The organism is Streptomyces sp. NBC_01197 (assembly GCF_036010505.1).
Taxonomy (GTDB): Bacteria; Actinomycetota; Actinomycetes; order Streptomycetales; family Streptomycetaceae; genus Streptomyces.
On record NZ_CP108569.1, the window covers coordinates 1571327 to 1595699 of the forward strand.

Here is a 24373-nt window from a genome sequence, read left to right on the forward strand (position 1 = left end):
TGTCCACAGTGCGGGTATTCGGTTCGTGCGTTCAGGTTGGGAACGACGTGCGGCCCTGTATCGGATCGTGGATGAACCTGGACGGCTGGATCATCCGTGGGCTGCACCCGGGGGCCGGGCGGAGTTATCTTGGAATCTCTATTTCAAGTTGGTGAGGTGGCCGATGCCCGACGTCAAGCACTTCGACCCGGACGCCGCGCTGGAGACCGTGGTGCGCCTGTTCTGGCGGCAGGGTGTCGCCTCGACCGGGATCCAGGATGTCGTGGCGGCGACCGGTCTCAACCGCTCCAGCCTGTACTCCACCTTCGGTGGGAAGCAGGAACTGTACGTAGCCGCGCTGAACCGCTATCTCGAACAGCGCTCGCAGCCGATGTTCCAGCGCCTGGCACAGGATGAGCGCGGATTGCCTGCCGTTGAGGAGTTCTTCTCCGGCCTGATCGCGGCGCGCTGCTCGGGCGAATACGCGCGGTGGGGATGCATGGTCTCCAACGCGCACGCGGGCGCCGACAACGGTGACGCCGATGTAGCCCGGGTGCTGGACCGGCATCATCAGGGTCTACGAGACGCGCTCTACGCCGCCCTGGCAACGGCGCAGGCGTGCGGGCAGCTGGCACAGGGCGCCGACCCCGCCGCCGCGGCCGACGTGCTGGCTCTGGTCGCCTACGGCGTGAACCTGCGCTCGCGCGCAGGGGCGAGCGCCCGCTCCCTGAAGGGGAGCGTCACGGCCGCACTCGACTCGCTAGGTACGCGGGTGGCGGCGCAGCCCCGGGGCCGCGTAGCGCGATGAGAAGAGCGAGCCGGAGAGTACGAGCAATCTCATATCCCCGGCTCGCGTGTATGTCAGTGGGCGGCTCCGGCCACAGCCTTGGGCAGGTGTCCCCGGACGCCCGTGTCGCCGGCGTCGGCTGTGTAGCCATCCGGGTACGTCCCGTCCAAGCCTTCCGGGACCCTCACGGCCCTGCACGTAGGTCAGCACCACGGTCACGACCACGTTCCTCGCGAACGCCGTCAGACCGATGTATCCGATCTCCCCGATGCCCGGGATCTCCATCGCGGAGCCGCCGAAGTGCTAGGGCACCTTGCTCCAGTGGTGCGCCAAGGCGGTGAAAGGCTTGGGAGCCCGCCGGCATCTGCGCGGACCGCGTTCTGCGTTCGAGGGCGAGCTGCTCCAGCACCTCCTCTCGCAGGTACTGGCACAGCGGAGCGATAGACGATACCAACTGGCCGACAGCGGTGATGGGTTGAGGCTGCCACCCGAGAAATTCCCGCAGCAGATCCCGAAACGCTACTCCTTCGGCTTCGCTGGTACGCAACCGACTGCCGGACCGGTACAGATCACCTTCGAGCCGAACCGTGCGGAGAGGCCGCGAACCGCCTCGGTACAGACACCAGGTGTGGCCATTGCCGTACAGAACGTTGGGCAGCCGGCGCATCAGCTCCCACTGCTCCCGGTCCCGCTTCGTGAAGCCGTCGGGGCGTGACGTCGTGCCCAGACGCCTTCAGTTCCAGGAAGCCGGTGATGCGCCCCGATGTCTCCACTGCGTAGTCCGGACGCACCCGGGCCTCAGGCAAAAATACTCAGGATGAAGGCGAGGACTCAGCTTCCAGGGCCGGGAAGAGACCGCCGTAGCCGACGTGGATCTTGCCTGCCGCCCCAAACCGAAAGGCGCTCTCGGGACGCCATTTTCGCGCAAATCGGACCCGCCGACCGTCTCGCGAAAGCATACGGAACAGCCCCCTGGACGAACGGGTCCCACAAGAACGAGATCAGTCCGACCGGCGGACTACCAGGAGCCAGCACCGCTCATGGAACCTTATTCCGTCCCGTACCTCACGACGTCGAACGTCGGGAAACGGGGAACCAGGCCGACAGGCGCTTGGCAATGACCGGTACATCGATGCTGTCCTGCGCGACTTCCTCGACGAACGGGCCGGCGATGGAGACCGGTGGCGGAGCGATACCGGCGCTGACGCCGTTGAGTCGCAGATAAACACGCATGGCGAGCCAGGCGGTGCGCTTGTTGCCGTCGATCAACGCGTGATTGCGGGCAACGGAGTGCAGCAACGCGGCCGCCTTCTCGTGCAGCGTGGGATAGAGCTCGGCCCCGAACACATTGGTCCGGGGCCGTTCGATCGCTGATATCAGAAGCCCCATGTCACGCACGCTGTGCTCCGTGCCGTTGACCTTGAGAGCAACGGTCAGGATCTCGTCAATCTGGATGTGACGCACCTCCTTCACTTCAGGTAGTCCAGGATCTCCGCATCGCTGTCCATGAGCTCGGCCAAGACGTCATCGACCTTCAGCTCGGCCCGATTCTGGGCCTCGCGGATGGCTTCGATAGCGAGTTCCTGCTTGCTGCGGCGCTCACGACTGGCACGCTCGGTGAGCTTCGCGTCAAGGTCGTCGGGGAGTCGGAGTGTCATCGCCATACAGCCATGATACCGGGCTGGTATCTAAGGGCTGTCCCGCAATTCCCGGCGGGCGCGCGACGACAGCTACGGCACCTCGCCGCGTTGTCGGAACGTCCACATACATCCAGTATGCGGACGCCCCTCCGCCTTGCGGTGCACCGCATCTGACGCCGCGCGCTGATCCACCAGGAATTGCGGGACAGCCCTTAGGTGCGAGGTGATACCAGCCACTCGACGAGACGAGACCTCGGACCGGGCGTCTAAAGCGCCTCCCTCATGAATTCGCAGTTCAAAAGGCTTTCGGGGTCGATCCGTCCGCTTGGCCCACTGCATGGAGGGAAACCGGTCGAGCAATCCACCCCGGGCCACAAACCCGCAGGTCAGCGGCGCATGGAAGACAAAACGGACTCAAGATCAACTTCCATGACGTGCGCTATGGGTGCCACGCGCGACCTTTCGACGCACGCATTCAGCCCCTCTATAGGCCGGAGGCCGACACCAAGCGCGGCGAGCTGACCAGCGTGGCCTCTTTCGAAATCGGTGGCCGCGCAAGCAACGCGCCTTCGCCGCTGGACGGCGAAGGCCTGCCAAGACGACGCAACGCGACCGTAGGGTCCACCAGTCGCTCACCGCCGCTTGCGACGCCAGCTCTGGCCTTCACCTCGGCAGCCGTGCTCCGAGGTGATCCACCCCCATGTCGATGCCGCCGCACTGAAGTGCATGCTCTCCGACTGCGCGTAGAGCCCGTGCCCAGGCCCCTCGCCCAGCCTGGCCGCGTCACGATCCTCAGGCGAGATCGGACAACAGCAGCTCCAGCTCCCGCTCCTCCTCGACACGAACACCGAATTCGGCGACGGCCGCAGCGAGTCCGGGCTCCCAAGGGGTCTCCGTCGGGGTGCTGACGAGCGGTGACAGCGGGGGTGAGGCGCTGCGGAGCACGGCGGCACGGTAGTCCGCGGCCGTGTAGCGCCAGGGCCGCCACGGGACGCGGCGGCGAAGGATGCCGGCGATTCGGAGCCCGCCCCAGTCGAAGTCCCCGTGGTAGTACAGGGTCGCTCCGTGGTCGTGCAGCCCACGGAGCAGTGTGAGGGCGGCGGCGGAAGGCTGGCCCTGGAGGCAGACCAGGGGCGGGCAGGCGGGACCGAGCGTGTCGGCCGCCGCCGCAAGGACCGTCGGGTTCTCGCAGATGCGCACCGTGGGAGCGGCGACGGCCGGAGGCTTGCGGGTGAGCTGGCGAAGGGTGAGCACACAGGGTTCGCCGTCTTCGGCCAGGCGGTCCAGGGCTGGGGTGCCGCGCAGGTTCAGGGTCAGGACGGTCGAGGACAGCTCGTCTCGCAACAGTCCCACCGATGCCCAGGCCTCCCGTCGCCATTCGGCACCCCGGCCGTCGTGGAAACCGGTCAGCGCTCGAGCCCCGGACAGGGTGAGGGTGGCCAGCGGTGTGCCGTCATCAAGGGCATGAGCCCAGCCGAGGACCCGGGCGGCGAAGGCAGGCAGCGAGACGACCGGGACAGCGGGGAGTTCGCGCAGGGCGGTACCCACCCCGGCGAGGAGACCGAACGTGACGTCTGGAGTGCGCCCCATGCGCCGCGCCAGGCCGTCGGCGCGTATCCGGGCCGCCCACTCCGCAAGCGCGGGAACCCTTGCGACAAGCTCGTCGAGGGGCGTGTGCGCCCGCTTCCAGGCGTCCTCCTCCTCTTGGCGGGCTTGGACAATCGACCTGACAGGCCCTGTGAGCGCTGCGACTGCCGCGGCGAGGCCATTCGGGCTTGCGCCCGAACGGCGCAGTACGGCGTCGACCGCTTCCAACCGTACGGTCAGAGACTTGCCGCCGCCGGGGGCCCGGGCGAGAAGTCGTTCGGCCGCCGCTCGCTGGGCCGAAGTGGGATCGGCCAAGGACACGGAGCCGGTCAGGGGCTGCCCGGCCACCAGCCGTCGGCGCGCTCGTTCGACGAGCCAGGAGAGGTCCGGTGTGCCGAGCAGCCTGGCGAGCCGCGGGCTGTCGACTGCTTCGGTGCCGGGCTCAGGCTCATGGGTCAGCTCCACAGCGGCTCGGGCTCCTCTACGCCGGGTGCGTCCTGTAGCGCGTACCGTACGGGGTCCTCGCGGCGCTGCCGTCGCGTGCCGTCCCATTCCCAGCGGGTGACGAGGACCGCCGCCACCTCGTCGATCCGGGACAGTTGGGCGATGGCGATGCCGGGCACCTGCGGGTAGCAGGCCCACTCCCGTTCGCTGGTCATGACCACATCGAGGTCAAAGGCGCTCAGGAGGCCGAGGCACTTGGCGCGGGAATCGTCGTCCACGCCGGCGAACGCCTCGTCCAGGGTGACCAGGCGGGGCGCGTGCGGGCTGCCCGCGCTGGCGTAGTGCGAGGAGGCCGCGGCGAACAGCGGTACGGACACGGCGAGGACGCGTTCGCCGCCGGAGGCGGGGCCGGTGGCCGGGACCCAGCGCCCGTGCTGGTGGCGTTCGACGCCGAATTCGTGCCAGGAGCGGTAGTCGAGCGCGGCGGTGAGGTGCTCGAGCCAGCTGCCCGAGCCGTCGTCGGACTGCTGGCGTGCGATCTGGGCCTGGAGGAACTCGCCCACCGCCGCGCGGTCCTCCGAAGTCCAGGCGTCCGCGGACTGGCGCAGCCGCTCGCGGGCTTGGGCCAGTCCGGACGGGGCCTTGCGCGAGGCCCGCCACACCAGCCGGAGTCTCATGCCGGTGGAGGTGGGACGGTCCTCCAGTTCGGTGTTCATGTCCCGCACCTGTCGTTCGGCGGCACCGATGAGTTCCTGGAGGGTGCCGGCGACCTCGGTGATCAAGTGGGTTTCGAGGATCTCGCGTTCGTGCGCGGACAGGATGCGGGTGAGCTCGCCCACCTCCGTGGAGAGCGCTTCGGCGAGTTCGGGTACGGCACGCTCACGGCCCTGGTAGACGATGTCGACGACCATGCCGTCGTCGACCATGCGAGCGGACGCGCTGTGCCCGTGCCGGGACAGGGTGTCCTGCAGGGTCTTGAGTTCCTCGCTGAACCGGCGCTGAACGCGTTCCCAGGCGGCATCCGTGTCGTCGACGGACGACAGGCCGGAGTCGATGGCGCGAGCGAACGCGATGGCCGGGGTCGCGGCCCAGTGGCCGTCGTCCGAGGCGGGGACGGTGACCTCGGGCAGCGCGACCGCGACCAGGCCGGTGGTCGTGAAGCGCTGGAGCGCGGCGATGGCCTCCGCACGTGCGTCGACGGCTTCGGCGAGGTCCTTCTCCAGCTGCTCGATCCGCCCCTCGGCCCGGCTCGCCTCCCGGTCCGCCTGGGCGTGACGCTGCCGGGCATTCTTCCGGTCGGTCTCACAGTTCCGCTGGGCCTCGTCGGTCTCGGCGAGGCGCCGTTGGAGTTCGGCGACGGCGGCCCCGACGGTGGAGCGCAGAGTCCGGTGCCGCTCGTCGGCCGCCGCCGCCTCGCGCGCCGCCTCCTCTGCGCGCTGGGCGAGGCCGACGACCCGCCGCTCCGCGTCGGTCGCCTCGGCACGCTCGTCGTCCATCTGCCGTGCGGCCTCCCCTTGTTCACGCAGCGCGGGCCATAGGGCCGCCAGTGCGGTGGCGAGGGAGCCGAGAGCGTGACGCACGGCGGTGAGTCCGGCCCGGTCGGCGGGCAGCCCCAGATCAGCGGCGGCCTCGGTGAGCTCGGCGGCGGCCCGCTCGGCGAGCTCAGCCGCCTCGATGACCTCGGTGGCACGCCCTTCATACCGGGCACGGGTCTTGCGTACGGTCTCGGCGGCGGCGCTGACGATCGCGTGTGCCCTGGTGAGCGACGACTCGTCGGGGACGTCGGCGAGCTCGGCGTCGAGCGTGCGCCGACGTGCCGCGATCACCGCGGACCGAGCCGCGTGATTCTCCGACTCCTCGCGCAGGGAGGCGAGTTCGACGCCGAGCGCCGCGACGCGAGCCCGGCGCGCGGCTTCGCGCGCGCCCTCACCGATATATGTGGCGGCGGGCTTGGCCCACGTACCGGTGAGCGCACCGACCCGAAAGCGCCCGTCGGGTGCCGCCCATGTCGCGGCTCCTCCCCAGCCGTCGAGGCCGATGCCGGCGAGCAGTCGGGTCACCGTCGTCTCGTCCAGGACAGCGGCTCGTCCATCGCCGTGGTCCGCGGCCGGGCACAGCACGTCTGCCAGCGAGGGGCCGCTCACCGGTCCGTTCGACGGGGCGAGGAGGACATCGTGTCCGGCCACGGCGAGGGCGGATCCGTCGGGCAGCACCCAGGCATCGAGGAGGCCGGAGGCTTCGAGCGCCGCTTCGAGCCCGGCACGGTCGGCTTCAGGTAGTTCGGCACGGAAGTCGACCAGGCGCCAGAGCGGCGCGCCCGGCAGCGTCTCGCGCAGGCCGGGGGTGCGCGTCGCCGGGGGCCGGGGTTCGCGTCCGGTGCCGGCTTCCAGTGCGGCGAGCTCGCGACGGGCCTCGGCGGTGCGCTCTGCCAGATCCGCGGTCTCGCGGGCGGCTTCGGCCGCCTGGTCGGCCAGGTCCATCGAGCGGGCGGTGTGCGCCGAGGTGGCACGGACCCGCGCCGGGTAGGGGCCGTCGAGGTGGCGGGTCCACTCCTGGAGCTCGTCCAGGAGGCCCGTCGCGTCGGAGTAGGCCAGTTCCTTCCAGGCGCGGGCGCGATCGCGTACGTCGTCCAGGAGGGCCCGGCCCGCCCGCGCCGCGTTCTCCTCCGCCTCGCCGTGCGTCTCGGCGGCCAGCGCGAGGTCGGTCTCCGCCTCGTCGAGACGGCCCGACGCCCGACGGTGCGCGGCGGCAGCCCGCTCGGACGCTTCGAGGCGGCCCTCGATGTGGTCGAGCGCCCGCTGGGCGCGGTCCGTGGCTTCCTCGACGGCCCGCCGCGATTCGGGCTCGGGCAGCAGGTCGTCCGCCGGTAGAGCGACGTGTCCGGCGGCTGCCTGCTCCCGCACGTGGGCGCAGGTCTCTGCGACGCGGCCCCGCGCTGCACGCAGCCGGTTGTCGGCGGTGCCGAGCCGCCCGAGCGCCTTGGTGTGGAGGGCGTCCGCCTGCTGCCGGTCCTCCCGCGCCCGGTCCGCCGCCTGCACGGTTCGCGTCACGGCCTGGGCAGCGTGCTCCAGCTCTCGGGCGTCGCGCATCTCGGGCGCCTCGCGCAGCGCTGTCTCCTGGGCCCTCAGACGTTCCCCCGTCTCGGCCAGGAAGCTGATCTCCTCTTCGGCCGCCGCTCGCTTCTCCTCGGCGCGGGTCCGGCGCTCCTGGTCTCCGGCCAGATCTCGCTGCACGCGCTCGTAGCGGGAGTGCTCGGCGCGCGGGAGCCGGGCGCGGCGCCGGGTGGCGATCCGGGCGTACCGCCGGTAGTGCCCCAGGAAGGCGGCGGCGGCCCGCTCGGCGGCGGACGCGGCGGCCAGCTCGTCCTTCTCCTCGTCCAGGGAGCGGAACGCCTCGGCCACGTCGGCGATGACGGCCTGGTCCACGGGCGGCAGCGCCTCGGTGAGGGCGCGGGAGAGGGCCGCTTCGTTGGGCCGCTTGGAGAGCTGGGGCTGGCGCAGCTGGATGAGCAGGTCGACCAGGGCGGCGTACCGCTGCTCTCCGAGGCCGAAGAGCGCTTCGTCGACGGCCCTGCGGTACGCCTTGGCCTGGTCGTACACCATGCCGTGCCCGGCGACGGCCTCGGCGAAGCGGTCCCTGGACAGGGCCGTGCCGGTGGCGTCGACGAGCCGGAGGGTCTCCTCCATGCGTTCGGTGGAGCCGTGGTCGACGCGCTGGCGGGTGACGGCGTACCAGTGTCGGGCGATACCCCGCCCGCTGACGGCCTTGAGCCCGCACAGCAGCGTACGGAAGTGCCGCTCGCCGGTCGCGTCGTCGAGCCTGCCGAACTCGATCCAGGTGTAGCCGAGCCGTTCGGAATGCGGGTGCTCGCCACCGAGGAGCAAGTTCCACTCCATCCGCTTGCCCGGGTCGCCGTCGGGTTCGACACGACGCGGACTGAGGTCGCCGTCGAGCAGGAACGGCAGGGTCAGAGCCAGCACCTTGGACTTACCGGTGCCGTTGTTGCCGCGCAGCAACAGGCGCCCGTCCCGGAAGCGGAACTCCTCCACGTCGTAGTGGAACAGGTCGACGAGCCCGATGCGCAGGGGTTGCCAGCGGGAACGCCGCGGGGTGGGGAGGCGGGTCACGAGGTGGCCTTTCGCTGCGGAGGCACGGGGGCGGAGCCGGGTTCGCGGATGACGGTCTCGCCGACCGCGTACCGGGCGAGGGCGGGTCGCACCACGACCGCGTACGGAGTACGGGAGACCAGGCCGAGCGCGGCGAGCCGGGCGACGGCCTGTTGGACGAGCTCGGTCTCCATGCCCGGCTCCCGGGCTGACTTCGACCAGAATCCGCCGTGCTGGCAGGCGAGTTCGCGGACTCGAAGGGCAAGCTCGTCGAGATCGACCGGGCCGCCGGCGGCGGCCAGGTGCTCGGCGAGCAGCAGGGTGACGTGGCCGTAGGTGCCCTGTTCGGGCATGCGGAGGTCGGTGAGGTGGTCTTCGGGGTCGACCATGGCGATCCCCTCGGCCCGCACCTCGGCGACCAGTCCGGTCAGCTCGGTGATCCGGGCGGTGAGGAAGCCGCGCTGCCGGGTGAGGTAGCCGAGTTCGGCGTCGCTCAGGTCGTCGTAGTAGAGCACCGGGTCGTCGAGGAGCCTGCGGGTGAGTGAGCGGCGCATCGCGCGGAAGCGCAGCTCGTCGCTGTCCAGGGCGGTTTCGGCGACGAGTTCGGCGAGCCGGTCGTCAAAGGCTTCGGCCTGGACGGTGGAGGGGCCGCGGCGGGAGGCCAGGAGCCCGGCGAGGACGCGGCGTTCGAGTCGTACAGGACGTCGCCCGCCCCGCTGACGTAAGCCTCTTCCTCGCCCGCGACCCGTCTCAGCGCGCCGAGGTCCAGCAGCAGCCGTACGACGGCGGCGAGATCGAGGCGCTCGTCGCGGCGCTCCAGGGCGAACTCGATCCCCGTCGCGGCGAGTCGGGGATCGGCGGCGTCGAGGACGATCTGGTCGGCGAGGCGCCCGAGGGCGATCTGGGCCTCGCCGCGTTCGAGGGCGGCGAGCGCGAGACAGAGCAGGACGTAGCGGCGGCGGGTGAAGGGGGCAGCACCGCGGGTCGTGTCCCGCGCGGGGTGGGTGGGGTCGGTGAGGACACCGGGACTCTTGCGCAGCCGGGCGGCTTCGGTGTCCGCCTGGAGCGCCCAGCCGGTGTTGCGGTCGAACCACTCACGTAGCTCCGATGCGTGCCGCCGAGCGAGGCGGAACTCGTCGGCGTACCGGCCGCGCGCAAGCAGAAGCGGCTGCTTGAGCAGGGCACGTGCCGCCTTGCGCAGCTCGGCGGCGTGCTGGCCGTCCAGTACCTCGGCAAGTGGTGTGGTCATCGTCCGGTTGCTCCGTCCGTCAGACCGTCTCCGTCCGTCAGACCGTCTCCGTCCGTCAGACCGTCTCCGTCCGTCAGGTCGACGATCTCGATGAGGTGGTCCGGGCCGCTGAAGACCCCACCGGGGGTGTGGACCTCGGCGGTCGTGCCGTCGGCGAGTGCGGTGAGTCTGATCTCCATGGAGCCGTCGTTGCTGGTGGCCGCGGTGTGCCGCATGCCGGGCCGCCAGGTGGCCAGGGCGTCCCCGAGCAGCTGGAGGAACAGCCCGAAGGAGGCCGGGTCGAGCTCGCCGAGACCGGACAGCCGCGTGACGCCATGGGTGACGAGCCGGGCGCGGGCGGCGGCCGTTTCGGCGGCCTGCTTGGCGGCGGTCTCGGCGAGCAGGCGCCGCCGCTCCTCCCTGTTCTCGACCTTGCGGGGCTTGCCGCGCCGCTCGTAGCTGCCGGTGCGGCGCAGCTGTGGGCTGATGCGCAACGGCTCGGCCTCGGCCCACGGGGTGGCGGCCGGGACGGGCCTCGCCGCCCGGGCGGCGAGGGTGTCGGCGTCGATGGTGAGGTGCCGGGCCGGATAGAGGCCGAAGGCGGCCCGCCACAGCCGGTGCCGGGCGTCGTCGTCGGGTGCCTCGGCAAACCAGCGCGCCAGCGTACGGAAGTCCGCCGACCGGTCGGAGCGCCCGGCCCGGCGCTCGTTCAGCGCTCGTACGACGGCGAGGAGCTGGGGAATCGCGCCGAGTGCCCGGCCCCGTAGAAGTCTGGCCTGCGACTCGCGCCCGTCCCGGCTGATGAACCACGCGCCGAGCCCTGACCAGCGGGCGGCCCAACGCTCGTACATCTCCCGCTCCGCGTTCGCGGCCTCCTCCGGCGAGGCGTCGGCGGCCTCCCGCCCGGCGGCTGCGCGGAGCAGGGGCTCCACCTTCCCGTCCACTTCCAACTCCTGGATCAGGCGCGCGATCCGCCCGCCCAGCGTGATCAGATCCTGGATGAACCGCTCCAGGTACTGGATGAGCCGGTCTTTGTACGCGAGGAAGACCGCCTCCTCGACATCGTGCAGGTCGATGGTCTGCTGGAGCGATCCCATGAAGGCCCGGGCGTTGTCGGCGAGCGCGGCGAATCGGCTGGCCAGCGCGTCGAGCGCCAGATGCGTTTTGGCCGGATCCGGCTCCTCCTCGGCCGCCAGGACGAGAAGGGCGCGAAGCTGGGTGACGATGTCGTGCAGGGCCACGGCCTGGAGGGCGCCGCGCCGCCCGAGCGCCTCGTCATAGGCGGACAACGCCTCCTCGGCCGCCTCCCCCTCCCGCGTGAGCTGGTAGATGAACCGCTTCCGGTAGAAGTCTTCGACCGCGGTCACACGGGCGGTGTCGGGATCCGCCCGCAGATTGCCCCAGCCGACGAGCTTGTCGAGCGCGCCGGCGACGGCGTCCAGCTCGACGGGACGGACGTCCGCCGGCAGTGCGGTGTGCACGTCCTCGGGGCGCAGGTGGACCGCGAACCGTTCCTTGGCCGTCAGGAACGCCCGCATCACGTGGCGGTAGAGCGGGGTGTTCGGCACGGTGAGGTGAGCAAAGGGGCCGAAGCCCGCCGGCTCGGGAAGCGGGCCGGTGGAAGCACTGGGGGCGGTGAGGTTCATCGCCGCAATTGTCCCTGAAGCGCGGCAACCGCGGAAAGAAACCGAAGTACCCGGCCGATTCACCCCGTTCCGATCGGCTCGGAAGGGCAGGACCGGAGCCGGAGAAGGAGCGTTGCCCGATCGCCCGCGGGCTGCATCCGGCCAGGCATGGGCGGCCTGCCCCGAACCGGACCTGGTGTCGGGTACCGCCGATACCTTTGGCCGTACGCACGCGGCCATCGCCCGGCCTTCGGCAGACCTTCGAGGTGCGGACCAGAGTGACCGCAACGCCGCTGAGCCCGGACGATCCGGCCGAGCTGGGCGGCTTCACGCTGCTGGGACGGATCGGCCACGGCGGCATGGGCCAGGTCTGCCTCGGCGAGCCCAGTTCGGCCAGTTGCCCCGCGGTGTACCCGGCGAACAGCGTTGCGTCGGGGGCGGCTTGCGGGGCGGAAGTGCCGGCACGCGCTACGGAGGCCTCCCGCCCAGGACTCCCTCCTCCACCACTTGGAGATCCACGTACTCGATCGCACCGGTGATCTGGTTGATGCCGTACGCGAACGACGCCGACTGCGGTGAGTACGGCCCGCCCGCGCTGGATGTGCGCGCAGCAGCGCCAGTCCCCATGCGTCGGCCACGAGGAACTCACCGGAGACGCCGGCCGTAGCCGCCAAATGGACGCCCTTGACACATGGCGAAAGGCAGAAGAGAGTTTACTGAGCTTCCCCAGTTTTCCGAGTGAGATGGGCTCGATGAGCGAACCAACCCACACCCTCCACGTCGACACTGAAGTGTTCGCCAAGCTCCAGTCCCTGGCTGAGCCCTTCGTAGACACACCAAACAGCACTCTCCGGAGGCTGCTCGGTCTCACCCCCGCTCCCGCAGAGGGACGCACGGCCTTCCCCTCCCCTCTCAAGCAGAAGCACTCCCCCCGCGACCCGTCGCAGACGCTAGCCCCGCTCATCGAGGACGGCCGTCTGCATGTCGGCCAGCGGCTCGTCTGGCATCGGCGCAACCTCGGCCGTATGCACCAGGTGATCGTCGTCGAGGGCGGCGGCCTCCGGCTCGACGACGGCACCGTCCACTACACGCCGTCCAGCGCAGCGACCGCCCTGGCGGGCAACCAGCAGAACGGATGGAAGGTATTCGCCACCGAGGCCGGTATCTTCCTGAAGGACCTGCGATGAACTCGCAGACCGGCCCCGGTTCCCGCCGCAAACCCACCTACGATATGTGCGTCCCAGGAGGTGGATCATGGCGGGAGTAACCCAGCCGAAGGTAAGCCGCGTCGCACCACCCCAGCTCGTGGACTGGGCCAGGAGCGGGCGCATCCGAATTCCGCGTTTCCAGCGTTCTTACCGTTGGGAGTACACGGACGCCGAGAAGCTCTTCGACAGCATCCTGCGTGGCTACCCCATCGGAAACCTTCTGATGTGGCGCAAACCCGCGCCCGCCGCCGAAATCGACCTCGGCGAATTGCACTTCCCCGCGCCCGCGGTGTCGGATGCGCTGTCGGTCGTCGACGGCCAGCAGCGCCTCACCACACTCATCGGCGCGCTGACCGCGTCCGAGGAGACCGTGGACCGGCGGTTCCGGATCTTCTACGATCTGTGGGACAAGAAGTTCCTGTCGACGCCGCACTCGCAGAAGCCGCGCGACCACTGGCTGCCCGTCTGGGTCGCCGGTGACAACCGTCGGCTGATCGCCTGGCAGCGCGAGCGGAGCTGGCTGACGCCGGAGGACTACAGCCTCTGCGACGAGGTCACCACGGCCATCCGGACGTACGAGATCCCCATGTACGAGATCGAGGGCGACGACGAGCAGGCGCTTCGCGAAATCTTCGACCGGATGAACACATTCGGCAAGCGGCTCAATCGGGCGGAGATCTTCCAGGCGCTGCACGCCGGCCCCCTCGACGTACAGCCGTCCGGCCTTGACGCGCTGCGCGAGCGGGTCTCGGGGCTGGACTTCGGGGACTTTACCACTCAGATATTGATGCAGAGCGTAATGGCTGTGCGCGGCGGCAAGGTGGACCGGGACTTCCGGCACGAGTTCGACGACGACGCGGACAGGCAGCACGCCTTCGCCATGACAGAGAAGGCACTGCGCCTGGTTGTCGACTTTCTCCGCGAGGACGCCGGAATTCCGCACCTGCGATTGCTGCCGTACGCGCTCTTCGTACCGGTACTCGCGCGGTACGCAGCGCTCTTCGGGCGACCCGAGGGGCGGGGGGCCGAACTGCTGCGGCGCTGGATCTGGCGCGGGTCAGCAATGGGGGCGGCGCCACAGGGCAACACGGTGGCGCTGCGGCGCAATGCGACGGCGATCAAGAGCGACCCGATCGTGAGTGCACAGCGGTTGCTGGAAATGCTGCCGCCAGGTGGCGAACAGTGGACCCCCGACCTTTCACAGACGGCACTCAACCGCGCCCAGGCCAAGCTCAACGTGCTGGGGCTACTGTCTCTTCGCCCAGTGCTGCTCACCGACTACCGAGACGAGGACGGCAACCGGCATACGCCGGGCACACGCATTGACCAGCCCCGGCTACTGGCCAGCCTGCTCGCAGGCAAGGCCTCACCGCTGGCACCAATCCTGAGCGGCTGGGAGAAGGGTGTGGCGAACCGAATCGTCCACCCGCCGGTGGACAAGCAGGTAAATGTTCTGTCCTTGTTGGCGAGCGGGGGACCGGAGGCTCTCCGCTCGCACTGCTTCGACGAGAACGAGCGAGTGTCCTACGACTCGGACGGGACCGGGTCCCTCCTCATGCGCGCGGACAGCGTCCGCAAGGTCATCGCCAACCACGTCCAGAGCATGGCCCTGTGGGGCTTCTCCGACGGCCCGGACCCGGAATCGTGGTTCGACGAAACGACCTTCGAACTGGACGACTTCTTCTCCCCGGACGACCTCTCCGGAGGCAACAATGCAGCGTGACGTCACCGCGTCCGTCTTCCTGCGTGAGCGCCGGATCGGCGTACTCGGCTATCACGACGGCAACACCTGGTTCAGGTACCAGGACCTGAGCGCCGATCACCCCGTCCTCGGCCAGGGCTTCGAGCGCGACCCGCGCAAGCGCCGGACGGCGAGCGGCAGTGTCCCCGAATGGTTCGCGAACCTGCTGCCGGAGACCGGGAGCGGGCTCCGGCAGCAAATCGCACGTGAACTGGGCAAGCAGAGAATTCACGACTTCGTCCTGCTCAGCCATCTCGGAGCCGACCTTCCGGGGGCAGTTCGTGTTGTACCCGACGTACCGCTGCACGGCCTGCCCGACTATGAGAGCACGGACGACTGTGCACACGATCACGCGCTCCGGTTCTCGCTGGCCGGAGTGCAGCCGAAGTTCTCCATGCGGTACGAGGGGAAGGCCCTGGTGCTGCCCGCAACCGGCATCGGCGGCGACTGGATCGTGAAGCTCGCCGACCAGCGCTTCTCCGGCGTGCCGGCCAACGAGCACGCGATGCTCCAGTGGGCGGGCCGGTCGGGGATCGACGTGCCTGAGTCCCGGCTCGTCGTCGGCGCACAGATGCAGAATCTGCCCGAGGGGTCGACCGATCCCGGTGAACAGGCCCTTGCTGTCCGTCGGTTCGACCGTACGAATGGCGAAGGCCGAGTGCACCAGGAGGATTTCGCCCAGGTCCGCGAGGTCGCTATTGATGCAAAGTACGACAAGGCGACGTACGAGGGCATCGGCCGGGTAGTCAGGGCGGTCTGCCCGCCCGAGGACGCGATCGAGTACGTGCGGCGGCTCGTGGCGGTCGTGGTCATGGGCAATGCGGACGCGCACTTGAAGAACTGGACGCTGCGCTACCCCGACGGGAGGCAGGCCCGGCTGTCGCCGGCGTACGACCTCGTGTGCGTCACGGCGTATCCGAAGATCGACCCCAAGCTCGCCTTCCCACTAGGCGGCACGGTCAGGTCCGAGGCCGTCACCCGACGCAACTTCCTCGGCTTGGCCCCAGCCCTCGGCCTGCCCGAGGAGCAGATCCTGGACACGGTCGCGGAGACCGCAGACGCCATGGCCAGCTCCTGGCCCGGCGTCCAACGGGACTCCCCCGTACCGGACTTCGTCACCGCGACCATCAACGACCGGTTGCGGACGCTCCCACTACTGCACCCCTGAACAGCTCACGGCCGCCCCAGCTCCGGGGCGGCCCCAGGCGTAACGCGACCGATACCCGCATGAACCGAGCCCCACCTCACCGATTCCGCGGCAGCACCCAAGCCGGCCATCTCACCAAGAGACGGCAGAGACGTGACTCCGACGATCCATACCCGCCGCACCGTCACTGGCCCAAACAGCAGTCTGACGCCCATCAGGACGTGCGTCACGTGCGTCACGTGCCTCGGAAACGCGTCAAGATCTCGCCCGTAACGCATACCATGCACACTCGACGAAACCGCAGGTCAGGCGGCCTTCGCGACCGGCTCCAGAATCGCCACGCACTCTACGTGGTGGGTCATCGGAAAGTTGTCGGCCTGAGCGAGCCTCGGAAGAGACCAGGTCAGAGCTCGTTTCTCGGCTCATTGTCCCGCGTGCGGGCGCCCGAGCGTCAAACGAGCGTCATGGCCAACAGTCCATCCCTCCTGACTATTCGTGATCGGCATTCGGAACCAGAGTCGCCGATACCTCTGTCGCGGGCTCTGCGCGGCGGCGCCTCCTCCCTGCCGGCCCCGCCACCTACCAGGGCCCGCCGGATTCGGGCGTGTCGGTCGAGCAGCAGCGCCTGTTCACCGCGACAGGTATGCACTCCGCCGTCACCGCACCCGGCGGTGGGAGTGGAGGACGAGCAGCGCCAGGGCGCCGGTCGCTGCGGACCAGGTGAGGGAGAGCAAGCCATGGGACCAGGCAATCTGAGAGGTGAGGGCTGAGCTCAGCGCCAGCTGGTTCACGCCGTACAGAGGAAGCGCGGACACGCCGGCCACGTCCATGAGCGTGTTGAAGACGGGATTTTGCAGGCCGGTGTCGACCAGGCTGAGCATGATGATAAGGAAGAAGCCCTCCAGCTCGCCGCGGACCAGCGAGCCGAGCAGAAGGCCGATGCCGCCGTAGACGAGGCCGGCGCCGGCGAGGGCCAGCGCCAGGGGGAACGGATGGCGTACGGGTAGAGAGATCCACAGAAGGATCATGGTGTAGAGGGCCAGCAGGGTGGCGGTGAGTGCGACGGCGGCAAGCTTCGCCAGCAGCATCGGCAGCCGAGGGTAGCCGGCCAGCAGCAGACGGCGCTCCATCTGCCGCGATTGGAAGGTCTCGGTAAAGGTGATGAAACCGGCGACCATGGTGACGGCGCCCAGTGCGCTGGCCACCTGCCCCAGCTGGCTGGCCGGAGAGGAGATGGGGGTGCTGATGGCGTCCAGCCGGATGCGCACCACTTGGTCGGAGGTGCACAGGCGTGCTACAGCGATCCAGACAGGGATGAACGCGACCGCCAGAGCCAGGGCCAGCCGGTTGCGCAGGTGGCCCAACAGGGTGCAGCGCAGCAGTTCGGTGAACGCCGTCCAGGAGAGCCTCAACGGTCGGTCTCCTCGAAGTGCAGACGGCCCTGGCGCAGGTGAGCGATTGCGTCGAAGTGGTGCAGGTCGTGCAGCAGGTGAGAGACCACGATGATCGACCGGCCCTGATCACGCAGATCGGCGGCCAGGGCCCAGAAGCGCTGATGGGTGTCCCAGTCGAAGCCCTGGTAGGGCTCGTCCAGGACCAGCAACTGCGGATCGTGCATGAGAGCGATCAGCAGGTTCAGCTTCTGTCGCGTGCCGCCACTGAGTTCGCCGACCTGCTGTCGCCGGCAGTCGGTCAGCGCCAGCAGCTCCATCAGTTCGCCGGCGCGCTCCAGTGCCGGCAGCCGGTAGGCCATCTGGAACAACCGCAGATGCTGTCCTACGGTGAACGCATCGTTCAGTACCGCCCGTTGCGGGCAGTACCCCACCGCCCCGGTCCGCGCCACCGTTCCGCGGTCGGGTGCGAGGTGTCCCACGGCGATCTGCAACAGGGTGCTCTTTCCCGCCCCGTTCTCGCCGACGACTCCCATCAGCGTCCCGGCCGACACGTCAAGATCCACATCGCGCAGGACCTGCCTGCCGCCGTACGCCTTGCAGACTCCGCTGATGCGCAGCCGTGGCCGGTGGCGCGTCGTTACTGTCTGCACATGAGCCCCTCGAGAGATCGGACGGCCGGAGCGATCCGACCCGGGGTGTCCAACGAGTCCGTACCGCCGGTGTAACGGCGGTCACCCGCTCATACATACGGGCCAGTTGGGCGTGACATGTGCCGCGGTCTGCCGTTGTAGGAGGCGATGCCCCCGACACCACAACGAGACCTCAGCGCTCCCACGATCGTGATCGGAGCCGGCCCTCACGGCCTGGCGGCCGCCGCGCTACTGAACCGCTCCGGAGAGCCGACCGTGATCCTGGAACGGTCGGACCGCGCGGGAGCGAGCTGGGCGCAGCGCTATGACCATCTGCGCCTGCACACCACCCCCGGCACTTCGAGCCTCCCCGGCCTGTCGGTTCCTCGCCAGGCGGGCCCGTGGGTGAGCCGGGACGACTACGTGCGCTACCTGGAGCGTTACGTAGCCCACCACCGACTCGACGTCCGGGCGGCCACCCCGGTGCGGCGCATCGAGCGGGCCGACCCAGGCTCGGGAGCACACTGGCTGGTCCACACCCCCGACGGTCCGGTGCCCACCGGCGCGGTCGTGGTGGCCACCGGCCGCTGTCATACCCCGAACCTCCTGAACTGGCCCGGACGTTCGACGTTCACCGGCACCCTGCTGCACTCGGCCCACTACGCCTCTCCGGCCCCCTACCGCGGGCAGGACGTCCTGGTGGTCGGCGCCGGTAACAGCGGTACCGAGATCGCGAGTGTCCTGGCCGGAGCCGGAGCCGGACGGGTATGGATCGCAGTCCGTACTCCGCCCAACATCCTGCCCCGCTCCAGCGCACGATGGCATGCGGCCGGCCGGCTGACGGAGGTTCTCCCGCTCGCGTGGCGCGACCGCACCTCCCTGCTCACGCAACGTCTCGCGGTGCCCGACCTGACCTCACGGGGACTGCCCCGCCCCCGCACCGGCCTGTACACCCGCAATGCCCGCGAAGGGATCAACCCGGTGCTCGACCACGGCTTCGTGGACGCCGTCCGGTCCGGGCAGGTCGAGCCGGTCGCCGCCGTCCAGGCGTTCGACGGCCCCGACGTGGTCCTGGTCGACGACACCCGACTGCGACCCGACACGGTCATCGCCGCCACCGGATACCGGCCCGACCTGCACGACTTGATCGGCTCCCTGGACGTACTCGACGAGGCCGGGCAACCTCTCGTCGTAGGGGCACAGACCCATCCAGCAGCCCCGCGCCTGTACTTCGCCGGATACACCAATCCGCTCACGGGCGTCCTTCGCCAGGCGGGCATCGAAGCGCGCGCCATCGCCCACGCGCTACGACGTGAGAAGACGCGGGCGACCCTTCCCACCGCGCAGCCCGGCGACCGCGCGACCGACCCACTCAACAAAGGTCGCGCTCCGAGCTGACGGAGCTTCCGAAGCCTGGTCTGTCAGGCGGCTTGCCCTGACAGGGCGATCGGATGCCGCGGTGACGGTCGGAGAGAGGCGTGGTATCAGTGCCGGCCGACGGCACGCCACGCACGCCGGCTTCCGGCCGGGAATCCTCGACACATGCCTCGCACCGTGGTGGGGGAGGCAGGGCAGTCGGCGTTCTACCGTCAATACAGCCAGCAGGCAGGCGGACAAGCACCTGCTGGGCGGTGTGTCGATTCCGGTGCGGCTCCTCTGGGGCCGTGAGGACCGCATTCTCCTCCCGGAGTACGCCGAGTGGCTGCACGAACGCGTTCCGCACGCCGAACTGCACTGGATCGATGACGCCGGCCACCTCCTCCAGGAAGACACGCCCGGCCAGTTGCTGGCCTGCCTGACATCTGATTTCGCATCAGCCTGAGCTGCGGGGCGGCCGAGCGGCTGATCCGGCCCGAAGAGAGCCGCGGGCACGGGCGGTCCTGTTCGGGGGCGCGCCACGGGTCTCACTGTCCGGCGGAACGGGTCGGGTTCCGCCTGCCGTCGGCGTACAGGGAGCCGAGAAGGGTCAGGGCCTGCGCGGAGGGGCTGCCCGGTTCGGCGTGATAGATGACGAGTTGCTGGCCCGGGGGTCCCGGACGTCGAAAGACTGGTAGGTGAGGGCCAGAGGGCCGACATCCGGGTGGAGAAGTTGCTTGGCGTCCTGGGTCTTTCCGCGCACGGTGTGCTGCGCCCACAGCCGCCGGAATGCTGCAATGTGTTCGGTCAGTGTGCCCACCAGGTCTCGCAGACGTGGGTGCTCGGGGTCGAAGCCGCTCGCCTGGCGCAGGTTGGCGACAGCGGCCTGGGCGGCCCGGTCCCAGTCTTGGTAGAACTCCCGTCCGGCTGGGTCGAGGAAGGTCATGCGGGCCAGATTGTCCGCGGACATGAAGGGGGCGTGGAGCGCGTCGGCGAGGGGTGTTGGCCGCCAGGAGGTCGAGGGTGCGACTCAGCACGAACGCCGGGGTGTGCGGGTAGCCGTCCATCAGCTGACGCAACGCGGGACCGACGCGCTCGGTGGTGTGGAGGGCGCCTTGGCCGTCCGGTGACATTCCGGCCAGGCGGTGCAGGTGGCCGCGGGTGTCCCTGTCGAGTAGGAGGGCCCGGCTGAGCGCGTCCAGCACCTGTGGCGAGGGATGGCGCTCGCGGCCCTGCTCCAGCCGGGTGTAGTAGTCGGCGTTCATCCGGCCAGGACAGCGACCTCCTCGCGGCGCAGTGCAGCGACCCTGCGTACACCGTGACTCGCCATGTTGACGTCCTGTGGCCGCAGGTGGGCACGGCGCGCGCGGAGGAATTCCCCGAGATGGTTGTCGTCCATGGCCTCCAGGCTAGGCAGTGGCTCCGCGCTCTGCCTGGGTGTGCCACACCCAGGCAGAGAGCACCCTGGCACACCTGCGACGACCTGCGCAGACTCGGTCGGGCAAGCACCCGCACCCATCGAGGAAGGCAATGTGATGACAGGCGACGCGCGGAACCGCCGCGATTCCGGGCGTGCCGACGTGGTCGGCATGTGGATGACCGCGGATGGTCAGATCCGCCAGGAGCTGTTGCCGGACGGGCGCTACGACGAGGCCCGGGGAGGCCGGCGCAGCGCGTACACCGGCCGGTACACGGTGACCGGCGACCACCTCGATTACGTCGACGACACCGGCTTCACCGCCCCAGGCGACATCCGGGACGGCGTGCTCCACCACGAACACCTCGTGCTCTACCGCGAGGACCGGACGGAGAAGCCCTCGTGAGAAGGCGCGGCAGCGTCATCGTTTCCGACGCCCACGGATACGGAGTCCGCCGCGGTGGGGGCCCCTGGCCGCCGCCCCGTCACCGGAGGAAGGCAGAGCAATGAAGCAGACCGACGAGATCGCCACAGGCGCCGACGGAACCGGGGCCATTGCGGAGGTCTCCCCGCCACCCGGCCGGCCCTGCTGGTGCTGTGCGCGGCTCATTTCATGGACGACATAGATCTTTCCGACGTGGGCGTGGCCCTGCCCACGATCCAGCGTGACCTCGGCATGGCTTCGGGCTCCTTGCAGTGGGTCGTGTCCGCCTACCCCCTCGGCTACGGCGGGTTCCTCCCCCTGGGCGGCCGGGTCGCCGATCTGTTCGGCCGGCGAGGTGAGCGTGCTGGGAGCGCTCGCTCCCACCGGTGGCGTGCTGGTCGTGGCGCGGCTGGCGAAGGGGGGTCGCCACGGGCTTCCTGGCCCCGGCGGCTCTTGCTCTGATCACCACCAGTCGGCCGGAGGGTCCGCGGCGCGGCCGTGCCCTCGGCTGGTACGCCACCGCCGGCGCCTGCGGCTTCATCGGCGGACTCGTTCTCGGCGGCGTGCTGACCAAACTGTCGTGGCGACCGGTCTTCGCGCTCCCTGTGCCCATCACTGTGGGCGCGCTGGTCGCCACTGCAGACCGCCGGTGCCTTCGTCCCGCTGGGCCTCGCCAACGGCGCTCTGGCACCGCTCGCGGGGCGGCTCGCCGCCCGGTTCGGAACGCACAGGATGATCGCCGCCGGAATGCTGCTCCTCGCGCTGCCCTACGCGCTGTTCTTCCGGATCGGCCCCCACAGCTCCCTCCTCACCGTGGTCCTGCCCGTCATGGTCGTCAACGGGATCAGCACTGCGGCGACCTTTCCCGCGCTGAACATGAGCGCCGTGACCGGGGTGCCGGATCGTGACCAAGGGCTGGCGGGAGCCCTGCTCAACACCTTCATGCAGATCGGTGGAGCCGTCGTCCTCGGCGTCGTCACCACGGTCGTCGAAGCCGGACAGCGCACGAACCGGGGTGACCCCCTGGCGGGCTACGGCCTCAGTACCGGCGTCATCGTCGCCACCGTACTCGTCGGCCCGGGGCGCCGCGCTCCTCGTCCGGCACCGGCCCGACAGCCGGGATCACTGATGACGACGGCCCCTCTTTCGGCCACGAAGCCGTTCGTGACCGCGCACGGACCCCGAACCCGATCCCACCAAGGAGCACGCGAATGACATCCACGACCCCGTCCACCGGAGCCGCCGAGTTCGCCGGGAAGACAGACTCGTCACCGGCGCCGCACGCGGTATCGGCAAGGAGCATCCCTCCTCCACACCCGCGGCGCACACGTCGTCGCCCTCGACACACGTCCCGAACTCGCCGGTCTCTCGGAAGAGTTGCCCGGGGGCGTGACCGTGACCGGCGACGTCACCGCGGAAGAAACCGCCACCCGCGTGGTAGGTGCCGCCGTCGACCCCGTCGGCGGACTGGACATCCTGGTCAACAACGCCGGACGCACCCTGAACAAGCCCGTCACGCACACCACTGCACGGGACTGGGACAGCGTGATGGACGTCAACGCCCGCGGTGCCTTCCTCTTCGCCCGCGAAGCCTTCCGGGCCATGGAGGACCGCGGCGGCGGCGCCATCGTCAGTACCGGTTCGTACGCGTCCGAGGTCGGCCTGCCCCAAGGGGTCGCCTACAGCGCATCGAAGGGGGCTCTCGCCCAGCTGACCAAGGTGCTGGCACTGGAGGGCGGCCCCCTGGGCATCCGCGCGAACCTCGTCGCCGCAGGCGTTGTCGAGACCGACTTCCTCGACACCTTCCGCCCCGACAGCCGCGCTCATCTCGCGTCCTTCGCGGACGTCCACCCCCTGGGCAGGGTGGCGCAGCCCCGCGAGATCGCGGAAGTCCTGTGCTTCCTGGTCTCTCCGCGGTCCGCCTTCGTCACGGACGCCGTACTCGCCGCGGACGGCGGCTTCACCGCCGCCTGATCAGTGTCCGCCCGCGAACAAGCGAGACAGCTTCCGTCCCGAAGGCTTCGACGAGCGCGAGCTTCGCCTCGCGGGGCACGAGGTCGCAGGGAGCCAGCACACCTGCGACGACATCCATCTGCTCTCGCGCCACGACCGACATGAACCAACCCGCTTTCGTCTCGAACTGACGCCCTCGTCCGCGGTGCGCCTGCACGCCCCCGCTTACCCTCAGGCACCCATCACCGGAAGAACGAGCGGCTCACGTTCACACGATCCACTCGCCAGTCCCCTCCCGGCCGCAGCCAAGCGGGACCGACACTCCTAACCAGCCTTCCCCTGCCCGAGACACGGGAACGCCTCAGCACGGATGGCCAGGCTAGTACGGGCACTCGTACGCCCGACGGCCACCTCCTCGGATGATCGCGAAACGGCCAGCACCCGTCACAGGCCGACCAGCAAGCGTCCACGGGGGCCACCAACGAACGACGGCGATCCTAGCCACCACAAGCGGCCATGCCTACATCTGTCCGAATCCTCATGCCGCCTGCCAACCGCCGTTCTCTTCCACCCGCGCCAGGCGGAGTGCGGCTGAGAGCATGCCCGTGAAGCATTCGCACGGTGGGGAGTTCAGGTGCCACGACAGCTCAACGAACGGCAGCAACAGGTGCCGCGGTGGGTCGCCCGAGGCTGCCCTGACGGCGCGCGGGAAGGAACCGGGCACAAACTCAGCTGCCAAGCCCTTCGCAGTCGCGGACTGGTCAAAGTCGCCAAACGACAGGGCCGGTGGTCCGTCGCGCCCACCAAGGCCCGCCAGCAGCACCTGGACCACGGACCCCATCCGTCGGAACAGCCTCGCGGCAGACACCGCTCCCGCGTCAAGGCAGCCGCGCCTGTGCCGGTTCAGTCAGCGACGGCGGAACGGACCGATTTCCTTCGAGTCTCCGCAAAGTCAGACCTCGGAAGCTACATCCAGTACCAAGCGCGACCTGCACGACCGTCCGACTGACACCCCATCAGAACGAGCGTCAATGAGCGTCACTTCAGCATCAAGATATCGCCCGTAACGCCCAAACCGCATATAATGCGCACGCACGAAAACGCAGGTCAGGCGCTCTTTGCGACCGGTTCAAGGATGGCAACGCACTCCACATGATGGGTCATCGGAAAGATGTCGGCCTGAGCGAGTCACGGAAAAGACCAGGTCAGAGCGGCTTTCTCGGCTCGCCGCGCAGCGTGAGTGCGCCCAGAGCGTCAAACGAGCGTCACGGTCGACAGCCCGTCCCGCCCACTCGGGCCAGACCGAGCTGCCACGATCAGTTGCCCCAGCGGGCTCCGTCCCGCTCACTCCGGAGACCAGCTGGCTCATCATGACCCGCGCCACTCCTCCTGCCCCAGAATGGAGGCATGCCCTGGCCTCCACGTCACAGCCCCAGACATCAAAGGGGTCCGACCCCGAAGAGTCAGACCCCTTTTGACCTGCGCGTTTGCCAGATCATTGATGTGGTGCCAGGTCAACCGCCAGACATTGGACGGAACGTTTCATGCAACGCTCCCACCGGTGGAACAGCCTTCAGGCTGATCGTGTGCAGCACCGTCGGGACTCATCCGGCACGTCCACTAGTACACCAGGCTGGGGAGTCGCGCTCCCTCCGAACGTCACCAAAGCCCGAGCCGACACCGGCTGCAGGACAGGAGCCGGGGAACA

18 protein-coding genes and 5 pseudogenes are annotated in these 24373 nt (G+C 69.5%); 11 read left to right on the forward strand and 12 right to left on the reverse strand.

Annotation, left to right across the window (positions count from 1 at the left end; translation table 11 throughout):
- Nucleotides 1-163: 163 nt before the first annotated feature.
- Nucleotides 164-787 (forward strand): TetR/AcrR family transcriptional regulator, encoded by a 624-nt coding sequence (locus tag OG452_RS07050; protein ID WP_327294764.1) that lies wholly within the window; start codon nucleotides 164-166, stop codon nucleotides 785-787.
- Nucleotides 788-840: 53 nt separating this feature from the next.
- Here OG452_RS07050 and OG452_RS07055 read toward each other — a convergent pair.
- The 8 genes and pseudogenes from OG452_RS07055 to OG452_RS07095 form a co-directional block, all read right to left on the reverse strand.
- Nucleotides 841-1069 (reverse strand): annotated as a pseudogene (locus tag OG452_RS07055) (sodium:solute symporter); the annotation flags it as partial.
- Nucleotides 1070-1831: 762 nt separating this feature from the next.
- Nucleotides 1832-2239 carry a type II toxin-antitoxin system death-on-curing family toxin gene (locus tag OG452_RS07060; protein WP_327294765.1) on the reverse strand — a complete coding sequence of 136 codons (408 nt, stop codon included), beginning with the start codon at nucleotides 2237-2239 and terminating at the stop codon, nucleotides 1832-1834.
- Entirely contained in the window at nucleotides 2236-2430 is a 195-nt protein-coding gene (locus OG452_RS07065) for a hypothetical protein (protein WP_327294766.1), read from the reverse strand. Before OG452_RS07065 ends, OG452_RS07060 begins: the two co-directional genes overlap by 4 nt.
- 768 nt (nucleotides 2431-3198) lie before the next feature.
- A complete protein-coding gene (locus tag OG452_RS07070) occupies nucleotides 3199-4458 on the reverse strand; it encodes a TIGR02679 family protein (protein ID WP_327294767.1) in 1260 nt (419 codons plus the stop codon).
- The gene (locus OG452_RS07075; protein ID WP_327294768.1) at nucleotides 4449-8564 is read right to left on the reverse strand and encodes a TIGR02680 family protein; all 4116 of its coding nucleotides are present in this window, start codon (nucleotides 8562-8564) and stop codon (nucleotides 4449-4451) included. The genes OG452_RS07070 and OG452_RS07075 overlap by 10 nt, the downstream gene beginning before the upstream one ends.
- Nucleotides 8561-9792 (reverse strand): annotated as a pseudogene (locus OG452_RS35375) (TIGR02678 family protein). The gene OG452_RS07075 and the pseudogene OG452_RS35375 overlap by 4 nt, the downstream one beginning before the upstream one ends.
- Nucleotides 9789-11417, reverse strand: a complete 1629-nt coding sequence (locus OG452_RS07090; RefSeq protein WP_327294769.1) for a TIGR02677 family protein — start codon at nucleotides 11415-11417, stop codon at nucleotides 9789-9791. Before OG452_RS07090 ends, OG452_RS35375 begins: the two are co-directional and overlap by 4 nt.
- 447 nt (nucleotides 11418-11864) lie before the next feature.
- Nucleotides 11865-12023, reverse strand: a complete 159-nt coding sequence (locus OG452_RS07095) for a hypothetical protein (protein ID WP_327294770.1) — start codon at nucleotides 12021-12023, stop codon at nucleotides 11865-11867.
- 125 nt (nucleotides 12024-12148) lie between these two features.
- Between OG452_RS07095 and OG452_RS07100 the strand changes: the two genes are divergently transcribed.
- The 3 genes from OG452_RS07100 (at nucleotide 12149) to OG452_RS07110 (ending at nucleotide 15513) form a co-directional block, all read left to right on the forward strand.
- Nucleotides 12149-12583: a hypothetical protein gene (locus OG452_RS07100; RefSeq protein WP_327294771.1), complete on the forward strand. Its 435-nt coding sequence runs from the start codon at nucleotides 12149-12151 to the stop codon at nucleotides 12581-12583.
- A gap of 67 nt (nucleotides 12584-12650) precedes the next feature.
- On the forward strand, nucleotides 12651-14327 hold the full coding sequence (locus tag OG452_RS07105; protein WP_327294772.1) for a DUF262 domain-containing protein: 1677 nt from the start codon (nucleotides 12651-12653) through the stop codon (nucleotides 14325-14327).
- Nucleotides 14317-15513 (forward strand): type II toxin-antitoxin system HipA family toxin, encoded by a 1197-nt coding sequence (locus OG452_RS07110; protein ID WP_327294773.1) that lies wholly within the window; start codon nucleotides 14317-14319, stop codon nucleotides 15511-15513. Before OG452_RS07105 ends, OG452_RS07110 begins: the two co-directional genes overlap by 11 nt.
- Nucleotides 15514-16148: 635 nt before the next feature.
- On the opposite strand, the gene OG452_RS07115 is transcribed toward OG452_RS07110, so the two are convergent.
- Both OG452_RS07115 and OG452_RS07120 read right to left on the reverse strand, forming a co-directional pair.
- On the reverse strand, nucleotides 16149-16904 hold the full coding sequence (locus OG452_RS07115; RefSeq protein ID WP_327294774.1) for a hypothetical protein: 756 nt from the start codon (nucleotides 16902-16904) through the stop codon (nucleotides 16149-16151).
- The gene (locus OG452_RS07120) at nucleotides 16901-17536 is read right to left on the reverse strand and encodes an ABC transporter ATP-binding protein (RefSeq protein ID WP_327294775.1); all 636 of its coding nucleotides are present in this window, start codon (nucleotides 17534-17536) and stop codon (nucleotides 16901-16903) included. The genes OG452_RS07115 and OG452_RS07120 overlap by 4 nt, the downstream gene beginning before the upstream one ends.
- Nucleotides 17537-17683: 147 nt before the next feature.
- Between OG452_RS07120 and OG452_RS07125 the strand changes: the two genes are divergently transcribed.
- Entirely contained in the window at nucleotides 17684-18913 is a 1230-nt protein-coding gene (locus OG452_RS07125; RefSeq protein WP_327294776.1) for a flavin-containing monooxygenase, read from the forward strand.
- Nucleotides 18914-18974: 61 nt separating this feature from the next.
- Nucleotides 18975-19337 (forward strand): alpha/beta fold hydrolase, encoded by a 363-nt coding sequence (locus OG452_RS07130; RefSeq protein ID WP_327294777.1) that lies wholly within the window; start codon nucleotides 18975-18977, stop codon nucleotides 19335-19337.
- An 82-nt stretch (nucleotides 19338-19419) separates the two neighbouring features.
- Here the strand turns inward: OG452_RS07130 and OG452_RS07135 are convergent.
- Nucleotides 19420-20270: pseudogene (locus OG452_RS07135) on the reverse strand (helix-turn-helix transcriptional regulator).
- A gap of 136 nt (nucleotides 20271-20406) precedes the next feature.
- On the opposite strand from OG452_RS07135, the gene OG452_RS07140 reads away from it, so the two are divergent.
- The 5 genes and pseudogenes from OG452_RS07140 (at nucleotide 20407) to OG452_RS07155 (ending at nucleotide 22686) form a co-directional block, all read left to right on the forward strand.
- Complete coding sequence (locus OG452_RS07140) at nucleotides 20407-20694, forward strand: Atu4866 domain-containing protein (RefSeq protein ID WP_327294778.1); 288 nt, start codon at nucleotides 20407-20409, stop codon at nucleotides 20692-20694.
- A 207-nt stretch (nucleotides 20695-20901) separates the two neighbouring features.
- Nucleotides 20902-21174, forward strand: a complete 273-nt coding sequence (locus OG452_RS07145) for an MFS transporter (protein ID WP_327294779.1) — start codon at nucleotides 20902-20904, stop codon at nucleotides 21172-21174.
- Nucleotides 21099-21377, forward strand: a pseudogene (locus OG452_RS35380) (MFS transporter); the annotation flags it as partial. The gene OG452_RS07145 and the pseudogene OG452_RS35380, both read left to right, overlap by 76 nt.
- 19 nt (nucleotides 21378-21396) lie before the next feature.
- The gene (locus OG452_RS07150; RefSeq protein WP_327299538.1) at nucleotides 21397-21927 is read left to right on the forward strand and encodes an MFS transporter; all 531 of its coding nucleotides are present in this window, start codon (nucleotides 21397-21399) and stop codon (nucleotides 21925-21927) included.
- A pseudogene (locus OG452_RS07155) lies at nucleotides 21924-22686 on the forward strand (SDR family NAD(P)-dependent oxidoreductase). The gene OG452_RS07150 and the pseudogene OG452_RS07155 overlap by 4 nt, the downstream one beginning before the upstream one ends.
- A 517-nt stretch (nucleotides 22687-23203) precedes the next feature.
- Here OG452_RS07155 and OG452_RS07160 read toward each other — a convergent pair.
- Entirely contained in the window at nucleotides 23204-23497 is a 294-nt protein-coding gene (locus tag OG452_RS07160; RefSeq protein WP_327294780.1) for a hypothetical protein, read from the reverse strand.
- Nucleotides 23498-24373 lie beyond the last annotated feature (876 nt).